Annotated in this window: 15 protein-coding genes and 1 pseudogene; 9 read left to right on the top strand and 7 right to left on the bottom strand. The window is 43.7% G+C overall.

All coding sequences use genetic code 11. The annotated features are described in order from the left end of the window. The first annotated feature begins 750 nt into the window (after window positions 1-750). The 3 genes from HMPREF2794_RS11125 (at window position 751) to HMPREF2794_RS11115 (ending at window position 6,650) form a co-directional block, all read left to right on the top strand. Complete coding sequence (locus HMPREF2794_RS11125; protein WP_010536082.1) at window positions 751-1,953, top strand: glycoside hydrolase family 88 protein; 1,203 nt, start codon at window positions 751-753, stop codon at window positions 1,951-1,953. Window positions 1,954-2,209: 256 nt separating this feature from the next. Continuing rightward, a complete protein-coding gene (locus HMPREF2794_RS11120; RefSeq protein ID WP_083312061.1) occupies window positions 2,210-3,736 on the top strand; it encodes a sulfatase family protein in 1,527 nt (508 codons plus the stop codon). A gap of 52 nt (window positions 3,737-3,788) precedes the next feature. Then, window positions 3,789-6,650, top strand: a complete 2,862-nt coding sequence (locus HMPREF2794_RS11115; protein ID WP_070751524.1) for a chondroitinase family polysaccharide lyase — start codon at window positions 3,789-3,791, stop codon at window positions 6,648-6,650. Window positions 6,651-6,748: 98 nt separating this feature from the next. Here the strand turns inward: HMPREF2794_RS11115 and cysS are convergent, their stop codons facing one another. Further along, window positions 6,749-8,230 (bottom strand): cysteine--tRNA ligase, encoded by a 1,482-nt coding sequence (cysS, locus tag HMPREF2794_RS11110; protein WP_010536085.1) that lies wholly within the window; start codon window positions 8,228-8,230, stop codon window positions 6,749-6,751. An 89-nt stretch (window positions 8,231-8,319) separates the two neighbouring features. Continuing rightward, window positions 8,320-9,141 (bottom strand): Cof-type HAD-IIB family hydrolase, encoded by an 822-nt coding sequence (locus HMPREF2794_RS11105; protein WP_010536086.1) that lies wholly within the window; start codon window positions 9,139-9,141, stop codon window positions 8,320-8,322. Between the two features lie 146 nt (window positions 9,142-9,287). Here HMPREF2794_RS11105 and HMPREF2794_RS11100 point away from each other — a divergent pair, with 146 nt between their 5' ends. From HMPREF2794_RS11100 to HMPREF2794_RS11090, 3 genes are all read left to right on the top strand, one after another. Beyond that, complete coding sequence (locus HMPREF2794_RS11100) at window positions 9,288-10,457, top strand: ATP-binding protein (RefSeq protein WP_010536087.1); 1,170 nt, start codon at window positions 9,288-9,290, stop codon at window positions 10,455-10,457. Between the two features lie 437 nt (window positions 10,458-10,894). Beyond that, on the top strand, window positions 10,895-12,667 hold the full coding sequence (locus HMPREF2794_RS11095) for a hypothetical protein (RefSeq protein WP_010536088.1): 1,773 nt from the start codon (window positions 10,895-10,897) through the stop codon (window positions 12,665-12,667). Between the two features lie 17 nt (window positions 12,668-12,684). Continuing rightward, entirely contained in the window at window positions 12,685-13,965 is a 1,281-nt protein-coding gene (locus tag HMPREF2794_RS11090) for an OmpA family protein (RefSeq protein WP_010536089.1), read from the top strand. 136 nt (window positions 13,966-14,101) lie between these two features. Here HMPREF2794_RS11090 and HMPREF2794_RS11085 read toward each other — a convergent pair whose 3' ends face one another. Beyond that, entirely contained in the window at window positions 14,102-17,185 is a 3,084-nt protein-coding gene (locus HMPREF2794_RS11085) for a DEAD/DEAH box helicase (protein ID WP_022300749.1), read from the bottom strand. A 52-nt stretch (window positions 17,186-17,237) separates the two neighbouring features. On the opposite strand from HMPREF2794_RS11085, the gene mnmA reads away from it, so the two are divergent. Continuing rightward, entirely contained in the window at window positions 17,238-18,368 is a 1,131-nt protein-coding gene (gene mnmA, locus HMPREF2794_RS11080; protein WP_010536091.1) for a tRNA 2-thiouridine(34) synthase MnmA, read from the top strand. 283 nt (window positions 18,369-18,651) lie between these two features. Here mnmA and HMPREF2794_RS11075 read toward each other — a convergent pair whose 3' ends face one another. Continuing rightward, entirely contained in the window at window positions 18,652-20,163 is a 1,512-nt protein-coding gene (locus HMPREF2794_RS11075) for a GH3 auxin-responsive promoter family protein (protein WP_010536092.1), read from the bottom strand. 137 nt (window positions 20,164-20,300) lie between these two features. Here HMPREF2794_RS11075 and HMPREF2794_RS11070 point away from each other — a divergent pair, with 137 nt between their 5' ends. After that, window positions 20,301-21,311, top strand: a complete 1,011-nt coding sequence (locus tag HMPREF2794_RS11070; protein ID WP_022300747.1) for an ATP-dependent 6-phosphofructokinase — start codon at window positions 20,301-20,303, stop codon at window positions 21,309-21,311. A 96-nt stretch (window positions 21,312-21,407) separates the two neighbouring features. Here HMPREF2794_RS11070 and rnc read toward each other — a convergent pair. The 3 genes and pseudogenes from rnc to HMPREF2794_RS11055 form a co-directional block, all read right to left on the bottom strand. Continuing rightward, window positions 21,408-22,411: pseudogene (gene rnc, locus HMPREF2794_RS11065) on the bottom strand (ribonuclease III). Next, window positions 22,377-23,639, bottom strand: a complete 1,263-nt coding sequence (fabF, locus tag HMPREF2794_RS11060) for a beta-ketoacyl-ACP synthase II (protein WP_010536095.1) — start codon at window positions 23,637-23,639, stop codon at window positions 22,377-22,379. Before fabF ends, rnc begins: the two are co-directional and overlap by 35 nt. An 18-nt stretch (window positions 23,640-23,657) precedes the next feature. Then, window positions 23,658-23,894 (bottom strand): acyl carrier protein, encoded by a 237-nt coding sequence (locus HMPREF2794_RS11055; RefSeq protein WP_004291965.1) that lies wholly within the window; start codon window positions 23,892-23,894, stop codon window positions 23,658-23,660. Window positions 23,895-23,992: 98 nt separating this feature from the next. Here HMPREF2794_RS11055 and purN point away from each other — a divergent pair, with 98 nt between their 5' ends. Further along, window positions 23,993-24,610 (top strand): phosphoribosylglycinamide formyltransferase, encoded by a 618-nt coding sequence (purN, locus tag HMPREF2794_RS11050; protein WP_010536096.1) that lies wholly within the window; start codon window positions 23,993-23,995, stop codon window positions 24,608-24,610. Window positions 24,611-24,616 lie beyond the last annotated feature (6 nt).

Genomic DNA, 24,616 nt, shown 5'->3' with positions numbered 1-24,616 from the left:
TTCTGCCAAAACCGATGAGACCAACTTTAATCTTGGTATCTACAGAAATATGTGTTTTCATAAATATAGAAAATTTAAATACAAATAATTAATGTGTAACAGCCTTTCATTAAGGAAGAAAATGACTGAAAACAAGACATGGCAAAGCTAGATAAATAAGTAATGCTGTATTAGCTTTACATGTTTTTTTGTAGGGGTAGCAATCGTAATTAATATTAACAAACAATTAGTTAGTTACAAATAAATATAATAAAAATGTAGAAGAGTTAGAATGCTTTTTTTCTTGAAATGGCAAGAATCTATTATATATTAGTCAGATTATTATAATTATACTTTCAGGTTCATCATAATCAACAATCGCTTTATTGTTTATTTGAGTATAGTAATTATGTACAATACTTGCAGAATCGTGAGGGCAATTAGCTATCTGCCCTTTTGTAGTTACTGGATTTTTATTATGTTTCTTATTTTTATAGTTATGTATAATGATTATGTGGATACTTTTGTGGTGTTCTTTAGTACTTATCTTTTTAAAATTAGATTTTAGAATCCCTCTTTTGAGGGGTGAATATCAATTTGCTCTGTAAGTAATCAGACTAGTTTTTCAGGAATACTTGTACAAATATGATGTTTTAGTGGGAAATGTACCAAAATTGTCCTTGAATTGGATTATTTGGGAGGGTCTATTCTGTTTGAATGTGCTATTTTTGCCACCAGATAATTATTAACTTAACAAATAATCCATGTATTATGAAAACAATTCTTAGCGCATTGGGGCTTTCGCTTCTGATCTTTACGAGTTGCGGTGGACAAAAAAAGGTTGAAATAGATTTTATTCAAGACAACATCGACAACGCTGTGGCACAAAACACAATTCAAACAGACGTTATCGAGAAATCCGGTAAAATTCTGAATCCAAGAACAATTAATGCGGATGGGAGTATCTCGTATATACCTATTGAGGACTGGTGTTCCGGCTTTTTCCCTGGTAGTATGTGGTTGACTTATAACCTGACAGGAGATAAGAAATGGCTGCCTTTGGCTGAAAAGTACACAGAAGCCCTCGATTCTGTGAAATACCTGAAGTGGCACCATGATGTCGGCTTTATGATTGGATGCAGTTATCTTAACGGTTACCGTTTTGCAGATAAAAAAGAATATAAAGATGTGATTGTAGAAGCCGCAAAATCATTGTCTACCCGTTTCCGTCCCGGAGCTGGTGTTATCCAGTCATGGGATGCTGATAAGGGCTGGCAAGGTACACGCGGATGGAAATGTCCGGTAATTATCGATAATATGATGAATCTAGAATTGTTGTTTGAGGCTACGGCTTTTTCCGGTGACTCTGCCTTTTATAATATAGCAGTGAAACATGCGGATACAACGATGGCTCATCATTTCCGTCCGGACAATAGCTGCTATCATGTAGTAGACTATGATCCCGAAACAGGAGAGGTAAGGAAGAGACAAACAGCACAAGGATATGCGGACGAATCAGCATGGGCTCGCGGACAGGCTTGGGCATTATACGGTTATACAACTTGCTATCGTTATACTAAAGACAAGAAGTATCTCGATCAGGCACAGAAAGTATATAACTTCATCTTTACTAATAAAAATCTGCCGGAAGACCTCGTTCCTTACTGGGATTATGATGCTCCTAATATCCCGAATGAACCTCGTGATGCCTCCGCTGCAGCATGTACGGCTTCTGCTTTGTATGAACTCGACGGCTATCTGCCGGGTAATCATTATAAAGAAACTGCTGATAAAATTATGGAAAGCCTCGGTTCACCGGCTTATCGCGCCAAAGTGGGTACAAACGGAAACTTCATACTGATGCACTCTGTTGGCAGTATTCCTCACGGTCAGGAAATCGATGTTCCGTTGAACTATGCTGACTATTACTTCCTGGAAGGATTGATGCGTAAGAGAGATCTGGAAAAAAAGTAAGCCCTGTCTTACTTATACTTTAGCCGGCTATGTGCATGCATTAATGCCTTCCGGTATATAAATTAGTTCGTCCGGCTATAGGCAATGTTGCGTTTGCCTATAGGTAACGTATCGTTTGACTATAGGCGATCTTTCGTTTGCCTATAGCCGGACGGATAAAGCGATGAACCGGAAAGAATTATTTGTTGCGCCGAAACAGGTTGGTGCATTAACTGTTATTCCTTGTATCATGACAATCAAATCAGTAAACTTTTTAATGGGTGGTCTGGCCCTCTTTGCGGCACAAGGCTGTAAGTCTCCTAAGCAGGTGGCAGAACAGGCGGAACATCCAAACATTATCTATGTATTTCCCGACCAATATCGCAATCAGGCGATGGGATTCTGGAATCAGGAAGATTTCAGAGATAAAGTAAACTTTCGGGCAGATCCGGTGCATACTCCTAATCTGGATGCTTTCGCACGTGAGTCTGTGGTACTGACTTCTGCTCAAAGCAACTGTCCGTTGAGTAGTCCTCATCGTGGGATGTTGCTGACCGGCATGTATCCGAATCGCAGTGGTGTACCTTTAAATTGTAATTCTACACGCCCTATCAGTTCTTTGCGCGATGATGCGGAATGCATAGGAGACGTATTCAGCAAGGCAGGTTATGATTGTGCTTATTTCGGCAAACTTCACGCTGATTTCCCGACTCCGAATGATCCGGAAAATCCGGGACAATATGTAGAAACACAACGTCCGGTTTGGGATGCTTATACTCCGAAAGAACGGCGTCACGGATTTAATTATTGGTATTCTTATGGTACGTTCGACGAGCATAAGAATCCGCATTATTGGGATACGGACGGTAAGAGACATGATCCGAAAGAATGGTCGCCTCTCCATGAATCAGGCAAAGTTGTTTCTTATCTCAGGAATGAGGGTAATGTGCGTGATACGAAGAAGCCTTTCTTCATTATGGTAGGCATGAATCCCCCGCATAGTCCGTACCGTTCGTTGAATGATTGCGAAGAGCAGGATTTTAATCTTTATAAAGATCAGCCGTTGGATAGTCTGTTGATCCGCCCGAATGTAGACTTGAAAATGAAGAAGGCGGAGTCTGTCCGTTATTACTTTGCTTCCGTGACCGGAGTGGACCGTGCATTCGGACAAATTTTGGAAACGCTGAAAGAACTGGGATTAGATAAAAATACAGTGGTTATCTTTGCGTCCGACCATGGTGAAACAATGTGCAGCCAGCGTACGGACGATCCTAAGAACTCTCCTTATTCCGAATCGATGAATATACCGTTTCTAGTCCGTTTTCCCGGTAAGATTCAGCCTCGGGTGGATGATCTGCTGCTTTCTGCTCCTGATATTATGCCTACTGTACTGGGATTGTGCGGACTGGGTGATTCTATTCCTTCCGAAGTACAGGGACGTAACTTTGCACCTCTTTTCTTCGATGAAAAGGCGGAAATTGTTCGTCCGGCAGGTGCCTTATATATACAGAACCTAGATGGAGAAAAGGATGAAAAAGGATTGGTACAATCTTATTTCCCTTCTTCGCGTGGAATTAAAACTGCACAGTATACATTAGCTTTATATATCGACCGCGATACGAGACAACTGAAAAAGAGTCTTCTGTTTGATGATCTGAAGGACCCTTATCAGTTGAATAATCTCCCTCTGGAAGAAAATAAGGAAGTGGTGGAACAACTCTACCGTGAAATGGGAGCGATGCTAAAGGAAATTGATGATCCTTGGTATACGGAGAAGATTCTTTCCGATCGTATCCCTTACTAATTTTTAGTCTGTATATGATTAAATGATCATCTGCTGTAAATAATCTGTAATGATGAAAGATATTTGTTTTATATTCTTATTCCTGTTTAGCTCTTTATCTTCTTCTTATGCCCAACTGGTCGGTTTTGAAGAGAGTGTTCCCCAGACTTTTAAAGTTGCGGGGAAAGGTGAATTGAAGACATCTTCCCTTTTTTATAAAGAGGGAAAAAGTAGTCTGGAATGGGACTTTCAGCCGGGGTCAACATTGGACGTTCAAGTGTCCCCTTTATCTCTGAATGCCAAGAAGGAGCAACAGTTTGGCATCACTCTATGGATATACAATGAAAAGCCGCAGCAAGACTCTGTTCGTTTTGAATTTCTGAATGAGGCTGGGGAGGTTTCCTATTGGTTTTCTTATCATTTACAGGCTGCTGGCTGGCGCGCTTGCTGGATTTCTTTCGCCTATATGAATGGAAATAAGAAAGATAAAAATATCGTAGGCTATCGTCTGGTTGCTCCCCAACGGGAAGGACGTATTTTTCTTGACCGCCTGACTTTTCCGGAAAAGAAGATGAACTTGCGGACAACTCCCGACCAGCAATTACCCACTAATAACGGGCTTTCCAATCGTGACCTCTGGCACTGGTGTCTCGTCTGGAAATGGGAAAAGCAATCTTATGATATCCCTTTGCTCAGCAAACTGACTAGCCGGCAGAAGAAAGACTTGAAAACCATCGAACAGCGTCTGACTGACTTTCTGGATGTGAAGAAGGCTCCGCAAGGACAGGTCAATGCTGCCTACAAGACTTTTGAAAAGGCTGCCATTACTCCTTCCGCAGCCGGAACCGGATTCACAGGAATGCCTGTTGTCGCTCCCGACGAACAGGATAAAAAGAAAGGAGAAATGTCATGGAATGATATTGAAACGATGCTCGCCGGTTTTGCCTATGATGCCTGTTACAATCAGAATGAGACATCAAAGAAGAACTATTTTACGGTATTCGACTATGCGATAGACCAAGGCTTTGCCTTTGGCAGCGGGATGGGTACTAATCATCATTATGGTTATCAGATACGTAAGATCTATACTACAGCCTGGTTGATGCGTAATGAAATCTACAAACATCCTCATCGGGATGTGTATCTTTCTACTTTGCGTTTTTGGGCAGCTTTGCAGGAAACCCGCCAGCCGTGTTCGCCCGGGCGGGATGAATTACTGGATTCCTGGCATACTCTTTTGATGGCAAAGCTAATTTCTGCCATGATGTTTCCCGATGCAAACAGACAGGAGCAGGCCTTGAATGGCTTATCTCGTTGGTTGTCTTCATCATTGCGCTATACTCCGGGGACGATTGGCGGAATTAAAGTAGATGGAACGACTTTTCATCACGGTGGGTTCTATCCCGGCTATACAACCGGCGTATTGGCCACTATCGGACAGTTTATCGCCTTCACGAATGGAACCGAATTTGAACTGACCGAAGAAGCCCGCCAGCATATCAAGTCCGCTTTTATTGCGATGCGTAATTATTGTAACTTTTACGAATGGGGGATCGGAATTAGCGGTCGCCATCCGTTTGGTGGAAAGATGGGTAGTGAAGATATTGAAGCATTTGCCAACATTGCGCTGTCCGGTGATCTTTCCGGTCGGGGAGACGCGTTCGATCATGGATTGGCTGCCGATTATTTGCGTCTGATACGCAATGGAGACACTCCCAATGCACGTTTCTTTAAGAAAGAAGGCATTCAGCCGGCTCAGGCTCCTCAGGGTTTCTTTGTTTACAACTATGGTTCGGCAGGTATTTTCCGCCGGGCAGACTGGATGGTGACGCTGAAAGGATATACAACAGATGTCTGGGGAGCCGAGATTTATGCGAAAGATAACCGGTACGGACGATATCAAAGTTATGGATCGGTTCAGATCATGGGAAAGGGGAATCCGGTTTCCCGTGCTGGAAGTGGCTTTGTACAAGAAGGATGGGACTGGAACCGCTTGCCTGGAACGACTACCATTCATCTTCCTTTCGAACTTTTGGATAGTCCTTTGAAAGGTACGACTATGGCGCGTTCCGAAGAGAATTTTTCCGGAAGCAGTTCTTTGGGTGGTATGAACGGAATGTTTGCCATAAAACTGATGGAACGGGATTATGATAACTTTACTTCTGACTTCGTTGCCCGTAAATCGGTATTCTGTTTCGATAATCGGATGATTTGTCTGGGGACAGGTATTACGAACAGCAATGCTGACTATCCTACGGAGACGACTCTTTTCCAGACTAAGTTTAATGGTAAGGAACCGAAGGCAGATAATGATGACTACTGGCTGCACGATGGCTATGATAATTATTATCATGTGGTAGATGGAACGGTACGTTCGCAAGTGGCAGACCAGGAATCGCGTCACGAAAAAACTCGTGAAAAGACTGCCGGTAAATTTTCATCTGCCTGGATTGAACATGGAAAGGCTCCGAAAGACGGAACTTATGAATATATGGTATTGATACAACCGTCTGCTGCTGAACTGGATGAATTACAGAAACCCCCTGCTTACGAAGTATTGCAACGTGATCAGATGGCTCATGTGGTATATGATAAGAAAACAGGAATCACAGGGTATGCTACCTTCGAAGCGTATCAGCCTGTAAATGATCAATTCATCGTTTCCATTCCGGCAGAAACGATGGTGATGTATGACAAAGAAAGCGATAACCGGATTCGTCTGAGCGTGTGTGATCCGAATCTGAATCTGGCGGAGAAGACCTATACAACTAAGGAGCCCAGCCGTCCGATTCGTAAGAAGATCGTTGTAAAGGGCATTTGGATGTTACCGAGTCCGCAAGAGGGGGTACAGCTTGAGTATGAAGGTAACAATACCCTTCTGAATGTAACCTGTCAGCACGGGCAACCGGTGGAAATGCTCTTGACAAATAAATGATTAAGGAAGAGAGAATTTAATGGGTATTGGTTAATTATGTTTCTATGAAAGAAGAAGGGTCAGTTCATTGTGAACTGACCCTTTATTCTTATTTGCAATTACTTATTCAGTCTCCATTCAAAGCCATCTTTCGTATCTTTAACTTCGAATCCGAGTGCAGTCAATGTATTACGGATTTCGTCCGAAGTAGCCCAGTCTTTATTGGCTTTTGCTTTCATTCGTTGCTCCAATAACATATCCACTACCTTACCGTAGGCAGCCTCGCGACCGTCCGAGGAACCTTTCTCTTCTTTCAGTCCCATAATATCGAAGCTGAAGAGCCGGAACGTTTCTTTCAGGTTATCCAGGTCTTCTGCAGAAATGGCAGCATTTCCGGCGATGATGTTATTAATGATGCGGGCACCTTCGAAGAGTTGTGCAATAACGATAGGTGTATTCAAGTCGTCATTCATAGCTTCATAACATTTTGCGCGGAGCTCTTTCACATTGATGCCTTCTGAAGTCGTTGCAGAAGGAGTGATCTTATCCAATGCGTCGATTGCTTCCATCAGGCGTTGCAATCCCTTCTCCGAGGCTTGCAGTGCCTCATTGCTGAAGTCAACTGTGCTGCGATAGTGAGCTTGCAGAATGAAGAAACGGATCGTCATCGGAGTATAAGCCTGTGCCAGCAGTTTGTGGGTGCCGTTGAAGAACTCATCCAGTGTGATAAAGTTTCCGAGTGATTTACCCATCTTCGTTCCGTTGATGGTAATCATGTTGTTGTGCATCCAGTAATGAACCATGTCGTCCCCTTGTGAAGCTACCGACTGTGCAATTTCGCACTCGTGGTGCGGGAAAATCAGGTCCATTCCTCCTCCGTGAATGTCGAAATGCTCACCCAGATACTTACGTCCCATAGCAGTACATTCGGCATGCCATCCCGGGAAACCGTCACTCCATGGCGAAGGCCAGCGCATGATATGCTCCGGTTGTGCTTTCTTCCAGAGGGCGAAATCGGCAGGATTGCGTTTTTCGCTTTGTCCGTCGAGGTCGCGGGTTGTATTCAGTACGTCGTCGAGGTTGCGACCGGAAAGTTTTCCGTAGTGATAATCCTTGTTATATTTGGCTACGTCGAAGTAAACAGAGCCTTCGCTTTCGTAAGCGTATCCGGCGTCCAGAATCTTCTGTACCAGCTGAATCTGTTCGATGATATGTCCCGAAGCATGCGGTTCGATGCTTGGTGATAATACGTTGAGTGCTTCCATTGCCTTGTGGTAACGGTTCAGGAAATACTGAACGACTTCCATGGGTTCCAGCTCTTCCAGACGTGCTTTTTTGGCAATCTTATCTTCTCCGTCGTCGGCATCATGTTCCAGATGGCCTACATCGGTAATATTGCGTACATAACGTACTTTGTATCCTAAATGAGTCAGATAACGGAAGAGTACGTCAAATGTGATGGAAGGACGGGCATGTCCCAGATGAGCGTCACCGTAGACTGTCGGTCCGCAGACATACATGCCTACATGAGGCGCGTGAAGCGGTACAAACAGTTCTTTTTTTCTATCTAGAGTGTTGTAAATGGTTAGTTGATGTTCCATAACGTTTACTATTTGATTCTTTTTAGGAGCCACAAAGGTAGAATAATTCTTTGATATATGCTGTAAATCAGCTTGAAATCTGCTCGTTTTTACATGGGGCAGGATAGCTGAATATGTTTTTCTATGGCTACCGCTACTCCGTCTTCATCATTGCTCAGTGTGATCTCATTGGCCGCTTTCTTCACGGGTTCCTGTGCATTTCCCATTGCAATGCCCATGCCTGCAAACTTGATCATTGACAGGTCATTGTATCCGTCGCCTATGGCTATGACTTCTTCCCGTGATACTCCTGTCGCTTCCAGCAGGACAGTGAGAGACAAGGCTTTATCAATTCCCTGTGGAACTAATTCCAGGAAATAGGGTTCCGAACGGAAAACATTGATCTTTCCTTGCAGGCGGATACACAGCTCAGACTCGACAGGAATCAATTGGTCGGCATCTCCTACGATAAGGCATTTGGCTACCGGAAGAGTGATGTCGGTCAGGAAGTCATTTGTTTCCCGTACTGCCATTTTATTGAGGAAGGCTTCTTTCTGTACATATGGGTCTTGCGAGTTTTCGGTCACTATCTCTGCCCCGTCATAGGTCAGTATGCTTAGATGATTGGTACGGGCACATTCGTAGAGCACCGGAATCACTTCATTGGGAAGCACATTCTCGTACATCATTTCCTTGCTTTCCCAGTTGATGATCTCGCCGCCGTTATAGGACAGGATAAATCCGCCGAACTCATTTATACGCAGCTCATTGGCGAGCGGCACGATGCCATAGGTTGGCCGTCCCGAAGCGAGTACCAGACGGACTCCTTGTTCTTGTATGCGTATCAGTGTTTCCCGGTTGCGGGCAGTTATTTCTTTCTTAGAGTTGGTAAGCGTACCGTCAAGGTCGAGGACTACGAGTTTATATTTCATGTGATGTTGTTTTTAGGCTGCAAAGATAGGAGAAAAACAGGTTGCTGCAAGGAATATGGAACTATTTGCACTCTCTCAGTGCAAATCTTCTTAAATAATGCACTCCTATAGTGCAAATTTTATATCTTTGTCTAAAAAGAAGGCATATGGAGAAGTTATTCGAGTATTATCGGAAATTAGTGCGGGAAACTGATATTGAGTTTTATCGTTATATTTATTCCAAAATAAATTGGAATAGCCGTATGATAGGGCTCACCGGACCGAGAGGGGTTGGAAAGACGACCTTGGTACTTCAGCATATCAAGGAGAAACTGAATTTGAATGAGGCTTTATATGTTACGGCAGAAGACTTTTATTTTGCCAGCCATCGCCTCCTTGATTTGGCCGATGCGTTTGTGAAGATGGGAGGGAAATATCTGTTTATCGACGAAATTCATAAATACAAGGATTGGTCGAAAGAACTTAAATTGGTTTATGACTATCACCCTGAATTGAATATTGTATTTACCGGTTCGTCCGTATTGGATATCAATAAGGGAGCGTCTGACCTTAGTCGTCGTGCAGTTATGTATCAGATGCAGGGGCTTTCTTTCCGTGAATATTTACAGTTATTTCATCATATATCTTCCGAAGTGTATACTTTACAGGATATGGTGACGCACAAGGTTGATATTCCGGGTTTAGAACATCCGCTTCCGCTTTTTCATGAATACCTGCAAACAGGCTATTATCCGTTTGCTTTGGAAGATGACTACGATATCCGTTTGCGGCAAATCATTAACTTGACTTTAGAATCAGATATTCCTCAATTTGCAGATATGAATGTATCTACAGGACGGAAGCTCAAACAGCTTCTTGCCATTATTGCTAAAAGTGTACCGTTTAAACCGAACTTTAGCAGTATCGCTAAAGTGCTGGAGATAAGCCGCAATAATATTTCAGATTACTGCCTTTATATTGAGGAGGCGGGACTTATAGCACAATTGCGGGATGCCACCGGTGGAGTTCGGGGATTGGGAAAGGTGGATAAAATCTATTTGGATAATACGAATCTTATCTATAATTTGGCTCAGGAAAACTCTAATATCGGGAATGTCCGGGAAACTTTCTTCTTGAATCAGACCAGAGCGTTTTCGGATGTCGTGACTTCTCCCGTTTCTGACTTTTTGATTGATAAGATGACTTTTGAAATAGGAGGTAAGAAGAAGGGGCAGAAGCAAATACAGGGAATAGAAAAGGGTTTCATCGTAAAAGATGACATTGAACAAGGTTTTATGAATGTGATCCCTTTGTGGCAGTTTGGTATGGGATATTAGGGTATACTTTATTAATCACTATTGCAGCAAGTCCGCCCACTGTTCATTGCTCAGTGCCGGCAGTGCGAAGAACAAAAAATAAATAAGCATTAATTTCTTGTTATTTAAAATAGTTTCTATAATTTTGTACCTAATTTCTAATGCCTAGTAAGTAGAGGCATTGAAAGGACATATTAGTAAACGAAGAGCGTTTGACATATTATCTCATCATGGAATCTCGACAATTTCACGGTCAGGAGGTAATAGGCAAGAACGCTCACGTCAGTGGTATATATTTCTGCTTTGCGGTAGACTATATAACATTCTGGCGTGGGCTATTGTTTTATTATCCTGATCGGGCAGTCGAGAGCCTCATGGTGGTAATAATTCAGTAGTTCCCACGCTTTTTACATTTAACCGCTAACGAGGGGGCTGTTAGCACTTCCAATGAACAAAACATGAAAAAGGTGTTAATTCCTTTCTTAGTTGCGGGTATGTTATGTACTACCTCGTGTACAGAATTATTTGAACCATCAGTTGATTATGGTGACCAGACCTATATCAATGATTATTCAGCTCTTGTGTCGGTTATAAATGACCTTAATAAGTCTATTAGTGAAAGATTTGAAGCGTTGAATAAGCTTCTGGATAAGAATTTGGCTGATATTAAATTGTCGGTAGACGAAAATACCGGTGCTATTAAAATTCTTGGAGAAAATGTGGAGAATGGTTTGTCGTCTATCAACAAAACTCTGTTCGATGGTTTCTCTGCATTGAGTACACAGATAGATGAAACAGGGAAGCAGATTGTATATGCAATCAATGAAAACGGAGAACTATTACGCCTTGAAATAGATGAAACAGGTAAGCTTATTTCTGCACAAATAGAGAAGTCAGCAACTAAATTGGTTGAAACTATCAATAGTTTGACAGCGACTTTATCAGAGAAGTTTGATGCGTTGACGATTATTACTAAAGCAGGGTTTGCTGAAGTATCTGTTAAAATTGACGATTTGGACAAAACGCTGGATGCACAACTTACCAATGTAAATACTAATCTTGGAACGCTTAATACAACAATGTTTGATGGATTCAAAGCGCTCAATACAACGCTTGATGCGAATGGCAACAAGATTGTTACGGCTATGAACGAAAATGGTGAACTACTGCGTCTTGAGATAGATGAAACAGGTAAACTTATTTCTGCGGAAATAAAGAAAACGGCAGATGCTCTTGTTGCAGTTATCAATAGCCAGACTGCGACTATCAGCGAGAAATTTGACGCATTAACTGCGATGATAAATACTGGATTTGCTAATGTGACTACTCAGATAGGTAAGGTTGGTGACCAGTTGCATTTGGATATTCAAGGCGTTAATGAAAGTCTTGGAGCACTTAATACTACTATGACTAATGGTTTCACAACGCTGGGTACCAAGATTGATGCGAATGGCAATACGATTGCTACCGCTATCAATGAGCAAGGTGAGAAGCTGGAACTTGTGATAGATAATAATGGTAAGGTTATTTCTGCAGAAATAAAAGATTTCAAAGATGCTTATAATACAGCTGAAGCAGCAGAACTCGCTAAAATGGCAGAGATTATTGGTGCTGTCAATGATTTGACGGCAGCAAATAATACAAATTCTGCGAATCTCCTGGCAAAACTGGAACAGTTGCTCACGGATAAGGGTATTTATTATGATGAAAACAATGCCGAGCAGATGTATATGACACCGGAGAATTTCGCAGCAATTCAGGATGCCGGAGTAAATTCAAATGTTTATAAGCTTTATGCAGATCAGTTGAATGTATTGTCTGTTACATTTACTTCAAAGCAGGTTGTGGATGCTACAGGAAGCACTCATGAACATGCGGTTTTTACTCCTAATACGGCAGCTGATGCTGCACCTGTACTTGTTGCATCGAGAGCTGAAATCGTAGATGGTATTGCTAATGGCAAGAAGGTGGTAAAGGTTGTCAAGACAGCAGTAAATCGTAATTATACCGTTACAATTACGACTGGTTGTAATTATCGCAGTATGTTTGCGATGAGGCTTACTGATGCTAATGGTACCAAGGATGTCACATTCACACCTACATTATCACATAGTTTTGAGTTGATAGTTTATAATGCTTCAACTAGTGTTATCAAGAATGGTATTAATGCAATTGTTTATTGTTGTGAAACAGGCACTAATAATACTTACTCATTAGTTGACCCCAAATAACTAATCTTTTCTCAAATATGATGAAATTAAAAAATATACTTGGTATAACCGTAGTCCTCATGGCTACGGTTACCCTCCAAGCCCAAACCTACAATGATAGTGTACGAGTCCGCACTTGGTCTGTATATATGCAAGGCGGTATCAGTAGTTATCACGGGGTGAGGAGTGAACTGTTCGATAATTCGAAGAGAACCATGGCGCCTGATTTAAATTTAGGCGTGAAGTACAATATTCAACCTTGGGTGAGATTAGGTGTAAATGCGGGATATACCATGTTGAAATCTAGCGGTAATCATAGCTTATCGATCACTACTACGGATCATAATTTTCTGATAGGTGATCGTACCGGTACGCTTGAATTGAAATCCGACCGATTGCAAAATCTCAATAACACGTATTTGGCGGGGGTGGATGCCAATGCGGATTTTAATATTCTTGAAATCTGGCCTAAGCGGAAAGCGCAATGGCTGAGTTTGTACGCTGGTGCGGGAGTGGGCTATATGCGTGGCTGGAATCGGAACTCACAGACATGGTCTTACAACGAAAGAGCGACAGCTACAGGTGACGCCTATTTTAATGGGTATAGCCACTCTTATTTGAAATCATCCGAAGATAAGAAACACTTCAATGCTTTGTATATACCTCTCTCCTTGTCATTAGAGTTTGACATACAGCGTCAGTTGACATTAGGCGTTATCGGTCAATATAAATGCATACCTACGAAATCGGATTTTAGTCCCAAAGGTATTTATAGTGCAGGCGTTGTCATACGATATAATTTTGTAAAGAGCAAAAGCAAGTTACAGAGGAAGCAGATTGCCGATTTATATAGTGAATTGGATGCCAGTCAAGTAGACTGTGCCAGTGCAAAAGCCACTCTTCAGCGTCAGTCCAGAGAAGAAATGGAGCGGCTGAAAAAAGAAGCGGATGAATTGAAACGCCAAATAGAAAGCATAAACAGTACTGCTGCCGGAAAAGGTGAAGAAACGAGTGCGATAATCTATTTCGAAAACGATTCATGGGAACTATCCTCAAAAGGTGGTGAACAATTGCAAGTGTTGGCGGAAAAGTTGAAGACCCATCCTGAAAAGAAGATTATGCTTATCAGTTCCGCCAATACGGTGGGGCATGAGAACAGAAATAAAAAGCTATCGTCCAATCGTTTGAATACTGTGAAGCAGTTTTTGCTTAGCCAAGGTGTCAGTGACACTCAGTTTAAGACTGAAGTAAGCCTTGGCGATTATGGAATGACAACTTCTTCAGATTGTCGACGTGTTATAGTTATCACCCAGCCGTAGGGTAATTAGTCTTTTTCAAAAGAAAAGGAACTTAAATCCCGGAATAACGTCGCAGAAGAGATTATAAGACGTTTGGAGTTTAAGTTCCTTATTTTAATGTTTGGTGTCTATTGTTCGATTTGGCGTTATTAGAGCATTATTCCAGCAAGTCTGCCCACTGTTCATTGCTCAGTGCAGGCAGTGCGTCGCTGTCAGTGATGAATGTTTCCGCCAGTCTCCTTTTATCTTCCTGTAGTTGGAGAATTTTTTCTTCAATGCTGTTCTGGGTAATAAAGCGATAGGCGATAACCTGTTTATCCTGGCCGATGCGGTGTGCACGGGCAATGGCTTGTGCTTCGGCGGCAGGATTCCACCAAGGGTCGATGATAAATACATAATCGGCTTGGGTAAGGTTAAGTCCTACGCCTCCGGCTTTTAAAGAAATCAGAAAGGCCTGCACGTCCTTTTGTTCGGTGAAATGGGCGATTTCTGACGGACGGTTATTGGTGGAACCTGTCAGTAATGCATACTTCCAGCCTTGTTGGCGGAAGACATCGGCAAGGATTTCCAGATGCTTCACGAAAGAGGAAAAGATAAGTACTTTATGTCCTTCACTTCTCAATGTATCGAATGTTTCGATGATTTGCTCGGTTTTCCCGGATATCCCGTTGAAATCGGGAAAAATGAGCTGTGGGTGACAGGATAGCTGGCGAAGACGCAAGATACCGTTCAGGATACTGAACGTATGGAACCTGTCTCTGTTTTCGGGTTGTTGGAGCAATATGTTGCGCAGACTGTTTTTCTCCTGTTCGTAGCTCTCGCTTTGTTCTTCGGACATATCACAATAAATCGTTTCTTCAGTAAGCGGAGGAAGTTCCGGTGCTACCTCACTTTTGCTTCTGCGAAGAATAAACGGAGCGATTAACTGTTGCAGCCTTTTCTCCATGCGGGTGTTTCCTTGCTTGATTGGAATGATGAACTGCTTTTGGAAAGTGCTTTCTTCCCCCAACAGGTCCGGTTGCAGAAAACGGAACTGCGCCCACAGATCTTTAAGGGAGTTCTCGATAGGCGTTCCGGTCAGTGCGATCCGGTATTTGCTCTGCAACTGGATGACTGAACGGAAAGTGAGAGAATCATTGTTTTTGATATTCTGGCTTTCGTCGAGTACGATATATTCGAATGTGTAGGAGCGAAGAATATCAATATTATTTCTCATCATCCCATAGGTCGTGAATATCAGATGAAAACGCCTGAAGAACTTCTCGGGATGCCCTTTGGGGAATACCGTGCTGCTATTATATTCTGCTATCGATAGAGTGGTGAAACGTTTCGCCTCTTGCCTCCAGTTGTGGAGCAGGGAAGTGGGGACCACAATCAGAGTGGCGGGTTTACGGGAATTTTTTCCGTATTCTGCTCTTGGGGCGTCTTCTTTGGGTATGTTTTTCTCCCTGATTTTCCGCGCCTCCGGCAGTAACTCATCTTCGGAAGAGAATGAAAATAAGGAGAATTGTCCTTCGGCGTCTGCCGCTTGCTCTCTGGCAGGCGGAGTTCCGGTAGTACATTCCTTATCCGGCTGACTGTCAGATGCCGGGATTTCTGTAGATACAGACCCCATAGGAGCAGTAGCTGTATCGGTGGAAAACGGTTTGTATATATATTGTAGCAGGGTAAGCGTCTGGAGTGTCTTCCCAAGCCCCATGTCATCTGCCAGACAACCGCCGAATCCTTGTTTGTTCAACTGTACCATCCACGAGAATCCTTTCTGCTGATAGGGGCGTAGCTGTGCTTTCACTCCTTGGGGAACGGGGATATTGTGTATCTCTCTCCTGAAAGGCAGGTTTTGGGGACTGCTTTCTTCTAAAGCCGATTGTACGGCACCGACAAAAGTGGGCTTCAGGCGAATCCCTGTTTCTGTTTGCGTTCCTAATTCCAGCAGGTTTCCATATTTGCTGAACCATTCTTCCGGCAAGAGAATCATGCGTCCGTCCGGTAGCAGAAATTCTCTTTTCTCTTCGAGGATATGCTTGCGGAAACGTGAGAAAGGGATACGCAGCTGCCCGATGACAACTGTGATATGCAGTTCAAACCAGTCCGGTTCGTCATCACAGCTTTGTTCGATGTGGATTTCGTCCAGACAGTAGGGAGTATTCCCCATATTTCCGGTCAGCAGGAAGGATTGTTGGAGCATTGCCCGATAGGTGCCGATCCATTCGGTAATTGTCTTTTCGGAGGCATCGGGCGACAGCTTGAAGTGGACGTCGCTGACCTGTTGCAAACCGGAATCCGTTAACATTCGGAGTTTCTCTTTTTCGGCATTACTATCCCGGCGGAAGAAAAATATCTCGCCGAAGTCGTTCCGGTAAATGATCTTCTTCATTTCGGTCACGGTGTCGGGAGTAAACGTCTGGTCGCCATAACGGAAACTGAGTCGCAACATTTGTTCGTCGTAAATGGTATCTTCGAGAGACAGGACGGCTTCGCATGCGTACGTCTTTTCAACGATATTCAGTCCCTGAGTTGTAATCTCATGATAGCGTGCTATCGGAATCACGATGTTATCGATATATTTCTCAATTTGGGAGGCTGGAACGCTGATCTTCTTTTTCTTGGTGAAAGGCAGGATGCGTACACTCTCGATATGGGGGAAAAAGTATAGTTCCATCCCCAATAAGAGAGCAGACGGCGAGGAAGTCAGCACGATGACAGGTTTCTGCTCACTCAGTGAGAGTGGCTGTCCGTCATAATAACATTGCAGCTGATAACGGAAAGTTGTCTCGTCAGCAAGAAACATGAAGTGAATTTCCACATCGTGAGGATGAACACGGTAGGCGTGATGGGCATATAGCAGTTTGCTCCCGACCTGTTTTTGGTACAGAGGAAGGTTGTGATAGCGTATCAATGCCAGCATCTCCTGTAGCTTTTTCTCGATGAATGGGCGGATATTGTTCTTTATCCGTTCCGGATCTTCGGACAATTTACGCAGAAAACGGGATACTGTTTTCTCTCGTGAGTAGACTCCCATCAGATATTTTTCTGTATAATGAGAGGCGATGTCGATGGCCTGCCGTTCAGCCTCGTTCATCCGGCTGATTGCTTCGGGAGAAGCGTGAAAAGCCTGCTCTATGAGTTGCCATGTGCCGTCGTCAGATTGCTCCGCCATGTAAGGTATCAGCAGTGTGCCGAACGTCAGATGCTCGGTTAAAACGATGATAACTTGTCCGGTAATTGCTTTCTCTTCCATTCTCTTCAGGCTTTAACAAACAAAGATACGGGAAAATCCTTAATTTTGCAGCATGATGGAAGAAAACAAACGAGTATTGTTGGGAATGAGCGGTGGTACGGATAGTTCCGTAGCTGCCATGCGATTGCTGGAAGCCGGATATGAGGTGACCGGAGTTACTTTCCGTTTCTATGAGTTGAATGACTCGACCGAGTATCTGGAGGATGCCCGTCACCTGGCAGGGCGTTTGGGTATTCGTCATATTACGTATGATGCCCGTGAGATATTTCGTGAACAGATTATTGAATATTTTGTACGTGAATATATGGTGGGGCATACTCCTGTGCCCTGCACGTTGTGCAATAACTATCTCAAATGGCCTCTTCTTTCCAAAATAGCCGATGAAATGGGGATTTTTTATATTGCTACCGGGCATTATGTCCGGAAAGTAAAGGTGGATGATACTTATTATATCACTTATGCTGCAGATTCGGACAAAGATCAGACCTTTTTCTTATGGGGACTCAAACAGGATATTCTTCAGAGAATGTTGCTGCCGATGGGGGATATTACTAAAGTGGAGGCACGTGCTTTTGCTGCCGGACGGGGATTTCAGAAAGTAGCGGTGAAAAGGGACAGTTTGGGCGTTTGTTTTTGTCCGATGGATTATCGGAGCTTTCTGAAAAAGTGGTTGGTCAGCTTTGGTCAGCACCAGGTCAGCTTTGGTCAGTTTTGGTCAGCGCAGGTCAGCCGTGGAAGATTTGTCGATGAAAAGGGGGATTTTATAGCTTGGCACGAAGGCTATCCTTTTTATACCATCGGACAGCGGCGTGGCTTGGGGATTCATCTGAATCGGCCTGTCTTTGTGAAGGAAATCCGTCCCGAGAAGAATGAGGTAGTGCTCTCTTCCCTTCAGGCGCTGGAAAAAACGGAGATGCTGCTTAAAGATTGGAACATCGTTAGTCGGGAACGTTTGTTGGGACATCCCGATGTGATTGTGAAAATACGCTATCGGAAACAGGAAAACCATTGCACGGTAACGATCACACCTGATAATCTCCTGCATGTACAGCTTCACGAACCATTGACGGCCATTGCTTCCGGGCAAGCTGCTGCCTTCTATAAAGATGGTTTGTTATTGGGTGGTGGAATCATTACGGAGGCACTGTCTGCAACACATCAGCTTCATCAACAGAAGGAATAATATCGAAAAGCATTCTCTTATAGGACGGAGAAATGCGGCCGGTAGTTTCACGACTTGTTTCAACCGTTGAAACAATGTGTTTCATGCCTTGAAACAAAGTGTTCCAAGCAATGAAACAGAGTGTTTCACCGCATGAAACAAAGTGTTTCAAGCATTTGAAATTGTTTGAAACACTTTGGTGCCTGTTTTCAAGCCGGCACATTAGATTGCCCTGCGGTGAATACTTTGCGTAACACCGTAGGGAACCTCCTGTAAAATAATGATTTGATTACTCGAATAAGGTTTATTCGTTATTCAGCGTAAGCATTGCTTCGATATAATTGCGTGTATTGCTTAGTCTGGGTACCTTATGCTGTCCGCCTAACTTGCCTTTCTGTGCCAGCCAGTCATGAAACAGTCCCGGACGGGCTACGATCACTTCCAATGGCTGCAGGGCAATATCTTTCCAGCGTTTCGCCTCATAGTCCGAATTGACCTCTTTCAAGGTGGCGTCGAGTATGGCGGCAAATTTCTCTACGGAATCCGGCATCTTGGCAAATTCTATTAACCATTGGTGACGGCATTTGGCATGTTCGTCCATAAATACCGGTGCGGCAGAATATTCGCAAATCTGCGCTCCTGTTTCGGCGCAAGCCTTAGCCAGCCCTTTCTCGGCATTATCCACAATCAATTCTTCACCAAAAGCATTGATGAAGTGCTTCGTCCGTCCTGTGATGACGAACTTATACGGATTTTTGCTGGTAAACTTCACCGTATCGCCGATCATGTATCGCCATAATCCGCACGACGTAGAAATCACCATCGCATAATTCTTGTTAAGTTCCACCTCTTCGAGGCAGTAAGCATGTGGATTCTCTTCATCGACTTCTTCCAGTGGAACGAACTCGTAGAAGATACCATAATCGATCATCAACAGCATAGACGGGTCCGAAAGGTCATTCTGCGTACCAAAGTATCCTTCGGAAGCATTGTAAGTCTCTACATAATGCATCTTTGGCGAGTGAATGACCTGTTTGTACTGTTCACGGTAAGGAGTGAAAGCCACCCCACCGTGGAAGAATACCTCCAGATTCGGCCATACTTCTTCCAGTGTTTGCTTACCGGTTTTCTCGAGAATACGCTTGATAAGTACCAGCATCCACGAAGGCACGCCGGACAAACTGGTCACATTGACCGGGATGGTACTGTTGGCTATCGCCTCTATTTTAGTCTCCCATTCGCTCATCAAAGCGATTTTCTTGCTCGGTACGCGGATGAAATTGATCAGCGGATTGACATTCTGAATCAGAATGGCTGACAAGTCGCCTACTAAACTATGATTGGAATTGAGGTTCGGACTGTGGCTTCCTCCCAGAATCAACCCTTTTCCCGAGAAAAAGTGGCTGTCCGGATTGATACGAAAATAGAGTGCCGCAGCGTCTTTACCGCCTCTGTAGTGAATGTCTTCCAGTGCTTCTTTGCTGACAGGCAGGAATTTGCTCTTATCATTGGTCGTTCCGGATGATTTGGCAAACCAGCGAATTTCCGAAGGCCAAAGCAGATTCTGTTCCCCTGCCCGCAAACGCTCTACATAAGGTTTGATTTCCTCATAAGTCTGTATTGGAAGGCGCTTTCTGAAATCCTCGTAGCTACGGATGGAGGCGTAGTCGTACTTTTTTCCCCACTCTGTCTGTGCAGCTTGGTTCACTAAGCGACTCAGCACACGATGCTGTATCTCACTAGCCTGACTAGCATAAAGGTCTATCTGTTTTAAACGGGAATCGAAAGTCTTACTAATAATCTTTGTAATATTCATTTCTGCTTTAACATAATAATGTTTAGTCGTGCAAAAGTAACCTTATTTATCTTTTTTTTCTATCTTTACGTCGGAAATAATCGTTAAAAATTGGCGACTTTCCTTGAATCCCGAGTTTCTGACTAAAAAAAACGACAATGAGAATTGGAATCCTGACTTCCGGAGGAGACTGCCCCGGTATAAATGCCACTATTCGTGGCGTGTGCAAAACTGCTATCAATCACTATGGGATGGAAGTAATAGGAATTCATAGTGGTTTTCAAGGTTTGCTGACAAAAGACATAGAGCCCTTTACTGATAAATCCTTATCCGGACTGTTGAACCAGGGCGGAACAATGCTGGGTACTTCGCGCGAGAAACCTTTTAAAAAGGGAGGCGTCGTCTCGGATGTCGACAAACCGGCACTGATTCTTCAGAATATTAAGGAAATGGGGTTGGATTGTGTTGTCTGTATCGGAGGAAACGGAACGCAGAAAACTGCCGCTAAATTTGCTGCAATGGGCGTTAATATCGTGTCAGTCCCCAAAACCATCGATAATGACATCTGGGGAACGGACATTTCCTTTGGATTCGACTCTGCTGTAAGTATCGCTACAGATGCCATCGACCGTTTGCATTCCACCGCCAGTTCTCACAAAAGGGTCATGGTCATTGAGGTGATGGGGCATAAAGCCGGCTGGATTGCTTTGTATTCCGGTATGGCAGGTGGGGGTGATGTCATTCTTGTCCCCGAAATCCCTTACAATATCAAGAATATAGGAAATACAATTCTCGAAAGACTGAAAAAAGGAAAGCCCTATTCCATTGTAGTGGTAGCGGAAGGTATCCTGACGGATGGCAGAAAACGTGCTGCGGAATACATCGCGCAGGAAATAGAGTATGAAACGGGGATCGAGACGCGTGAGACCGTATTGGGATATATTCAGCGTGGCGGTTCGCCTACTCCTTTCGACCGTAACCTTTCCACCCGTATGGGAGGGCATGCGACAGAACTGATTGCCAACGGACAATTCGGGCGTATGATTGCCCTGAAAGGAGATGATATTTCGTCTATTCCTCTCGAAAATGTTGCCGGTAAGTTGAAGTTAGTCACTGAAGATCACGATTTAGTGATCCAGGGTCGCCGTATGGGAATCTGTTTCGGTTAACTTAAGCTTTTATAGTAGCATCTCATCTATGGTCTGTCTGTCGTTTGACTGTTGGTAGACTTTTTACCTGTAGCTTTTTGTTTGTGGCTGCTTCATTTACGAAGCAGTCTTGTCATTTACAGTCCCGGTTTCATCATTAACAGTCTCAGTTTGATCATTAACACTCTCGGTTTCATTTGCAGTCCCGGTTTCATCATTTGCGATTTCATCTGTAACTTCAGGTTCCGCAATCTCAGCTTCCAATGCTTCAGCCTTTGTTTCCAATGCTTCAGCCTCTGCTTCAGGCGGCATCGAATGCTGCGCTTTTGCTTCATTGACTGTATCCATGAAAGCCTGGTCTTTTACCTTCTTTATAGCCATCTGTGCGGCATTCTGCTGAGATTCTTTCTTGGAATATCCCGTACCTGTTCCGGCTGGAAGCCCTTCGATGCGAACTTCTGTCTGGAATACGGGGTTGCTGTCGTGGTCGAGGAACTGCTCAATCAACTCAAAGGAAACCTCCATCTTATTCTTCTGGCTCCATTCGATGAGCTTGGACTTGAAGTTGACCTCTTTACGGGAGATTTTGTCCAGATCGATATAGCGGTTGATGATCCGCTGCTCCATAAACTGTTTGCAACGTTCATATCCCTGGTCCAGATAAATGGCCCCGATAAATGCCTCGAAAGCATTTCCGTACATATAACTATTGTGGGAAGAAGAGCGGGTAGAATATTTGATCAGTTTGTCCAGACCGATTTCCACGGCTAACTTGTTCAAGGTCTCCCGTTGTACGATCTTGGAACGTGTGTTGGTCAGGAAACCTTCCCGTTTCCCTTCGAAACGTTTGTAGACAATATCTCCTACGATGGCGTCAAGAATGGCGTCACCCAAGAACTCCAGTCGCTCATTATTCAACAGACGTCCCATTTCGGAGCGGACGGCAGATGACTTGTGCAGGAGCGCTTGTTCGTAGATCCGGATATCGCGCGGATAAAATCCGAGTATCCGGTAAAAACAAAGATAAGACTCTCTGTCCTTGCGGAACAGGAGCCTTATCTTATTTATTTGGTTACGTAGCACGTTTTATTCAGCGTATTTCTTGAAGATAACGCACGCATTGTGACCACCAAATCCAAAAGTATTGGACAGGGCAACATTAACCTCACGTTTCTGAGCCTTGTTGAACGTGAAATTAAGGTCGTAGTCAATGTTCTCGTCGTTGTCACCTTCTTCATGGTTGATAGTCGGAGGAACAATGCCGTTCTTGATGGCAAGGATACTGGCGATAGATTCTACCGCACCGGCAGCTCCCAGCAAGTGACCCGTCATTGATTTTGTAGAACTGATGTTCAGTTCGTATGCGTGATCACCGAATACTTCTTTAATCGCTTTCGCTTCTGAAATATCACCTACCGGAGTAGATGTTCCGTGAACGTTGATGTAATCTACTTCTTTCGGATCCATTTCTGCATCTTCCAGTGCATTCATCATTACCAGTTTGGCACCAAGACCTTCCGGATGAGAAGCTGTTAAGTGATGAGCATCCGCAGACATACCTACACCGGCAACCTCTGCATAGATTTTCGCACCACGGGCCTTAGCGTGTTCCAGTTCTTCCAGGATCAGGCAACCGCCACCTTCGCCCATGATGAAGCCGTCGCGGCTTGCACTGAATGGACGTGAAGCCTTGCCAGGCTCATCGTTGCGTGTTGACAGAGCGTGCATAGCGTTAAAACCGCCTACACCTGCCGGGAAGATAGCTGCTTCCGAACCACCTGATACGATTACGTTTGCTTTGCCCAGACGAATCAGGTTGAAAGCATCCGCGATAGCATTGGTAGAGGTAGCACATGCTGAACAAGTCGCGTAATTAGGACCATGGAAGCCATACATGATAGAAATCTGTCCGGCAGCGATATCCGAGATCATCTTCGGGATGAAGAACGGATTGAACTTGGGACCTATTTCCTGGTGAGTGTAGTAGTTGCCTACTTCTTCCTCGAATGTATGTATACCACCGATACCGGCGCCAAAAATAACACCGATTCTGTTCAAATCTTCTTTTTCGACGTCAAGACCGGAGTCTGCTACCGCTTCTTTGGCAACGGCGACAGCATACTGGGTGTATAAGTCCATCTTTCTTGCCTCTTTACGGTCGATATATTTAGTTACATCGAAGTTTTTCACTTCGCATGCAAACTGGGTCTTGAATAGCGACGCATCAAAATGAGTAATAGGCCCTGCTCCACTAACCCCGTTCACTAGATTCTCCCAAAATTCGGGAACGTCATTGCCAACAGGAGTAATGGCGCCAAGGCCTGTTACTACCACTCTTTTTAATTCCATATTGATGAAATCGGATAATTACTTAGCGTGTTCTTCGATATAAGATACAGCATCACCTACAGTACCAATCTTTTCTGCTTGGTCATCAGGAATAGAGATACCGAATTCTTTTTCGAATTCCATGATAAGTTCTACAGTGTCAAGAGAATCTGCTCCCAGGTCGTTAGTGAAGCTTGCTTCGTTAGTAACTTCTGATTCTTCTACGCCTAATTTATCAACGATAATCGCTTTTACTCTTGATGCAATTTCAGACATAACTTTAAGTTTTTAATTAATAATTAGTTTTATTTCTTTAAATTTGCGGTGCAAAGGAATGAATATTTATCGTTTTGCGCAAATATTTGACTAAATAAATGCAGTCTTTTGCACATTTTTCACTGTTTTGTGCATTGAATTCGAGTATAATGAAGAAAAACATCGCCATTTTCGCTTCCGGTTCCGGCTCAAATGCCGAGAATATCATCCGGTATTTCCAAAAGAGCGACTCCGCTACGGTGTCGTTAGTACTTTCTAATAAAAGTGACGCCTACGTTTTGGAACGTTCGCATCGCCTGAAAGTGCCCTGTAACGTGTTCCCAAAGGAGGACTGGATTGCCGGAGATGAAATTCTGGCTATTTTGCAGGAATATCGTATTGACTTTATTGTGCTGGCAGGATTCCTTGTTCGTGTGCCGGATTTACTTTTGCATGCTTATCCCGGTAAAATCATAAATATACATCCTGCTCTTTTGCCTAAGTTCGGCGGCAAAGGTATGTACGGAGACAAAGTTCACGAAGCTGTGGTGGCTGCGGGCGAAAAAGAAAGTGGTATTACTATACATTATATTAATGAACACTATGACGAAGGAAGCATTATCTTCCAGGCTACCTGTCCTGTACTTCCCGATGATTCTCCCGAAGAAGTCGCAAAGAAAGTACATGCTTTGGAATATGAGCACTTTCCCCGTATTGTGGAAGAAATATTAGGTTAATAAGTA

This window comes from Bacteroides sp. HMSC067B03 (assembly GCF_001811315.1).
GTDB lineage: Bacteria > Bacteroidota > Bacteroidia > Bacteroidales > Bacteroidaceae > Bacteroides > Bacteroides faecis.
Note: the sequence above shows the minus strand (reverse complement) of the source record. Positions and strands in the feature narration are given on the sequence as shown.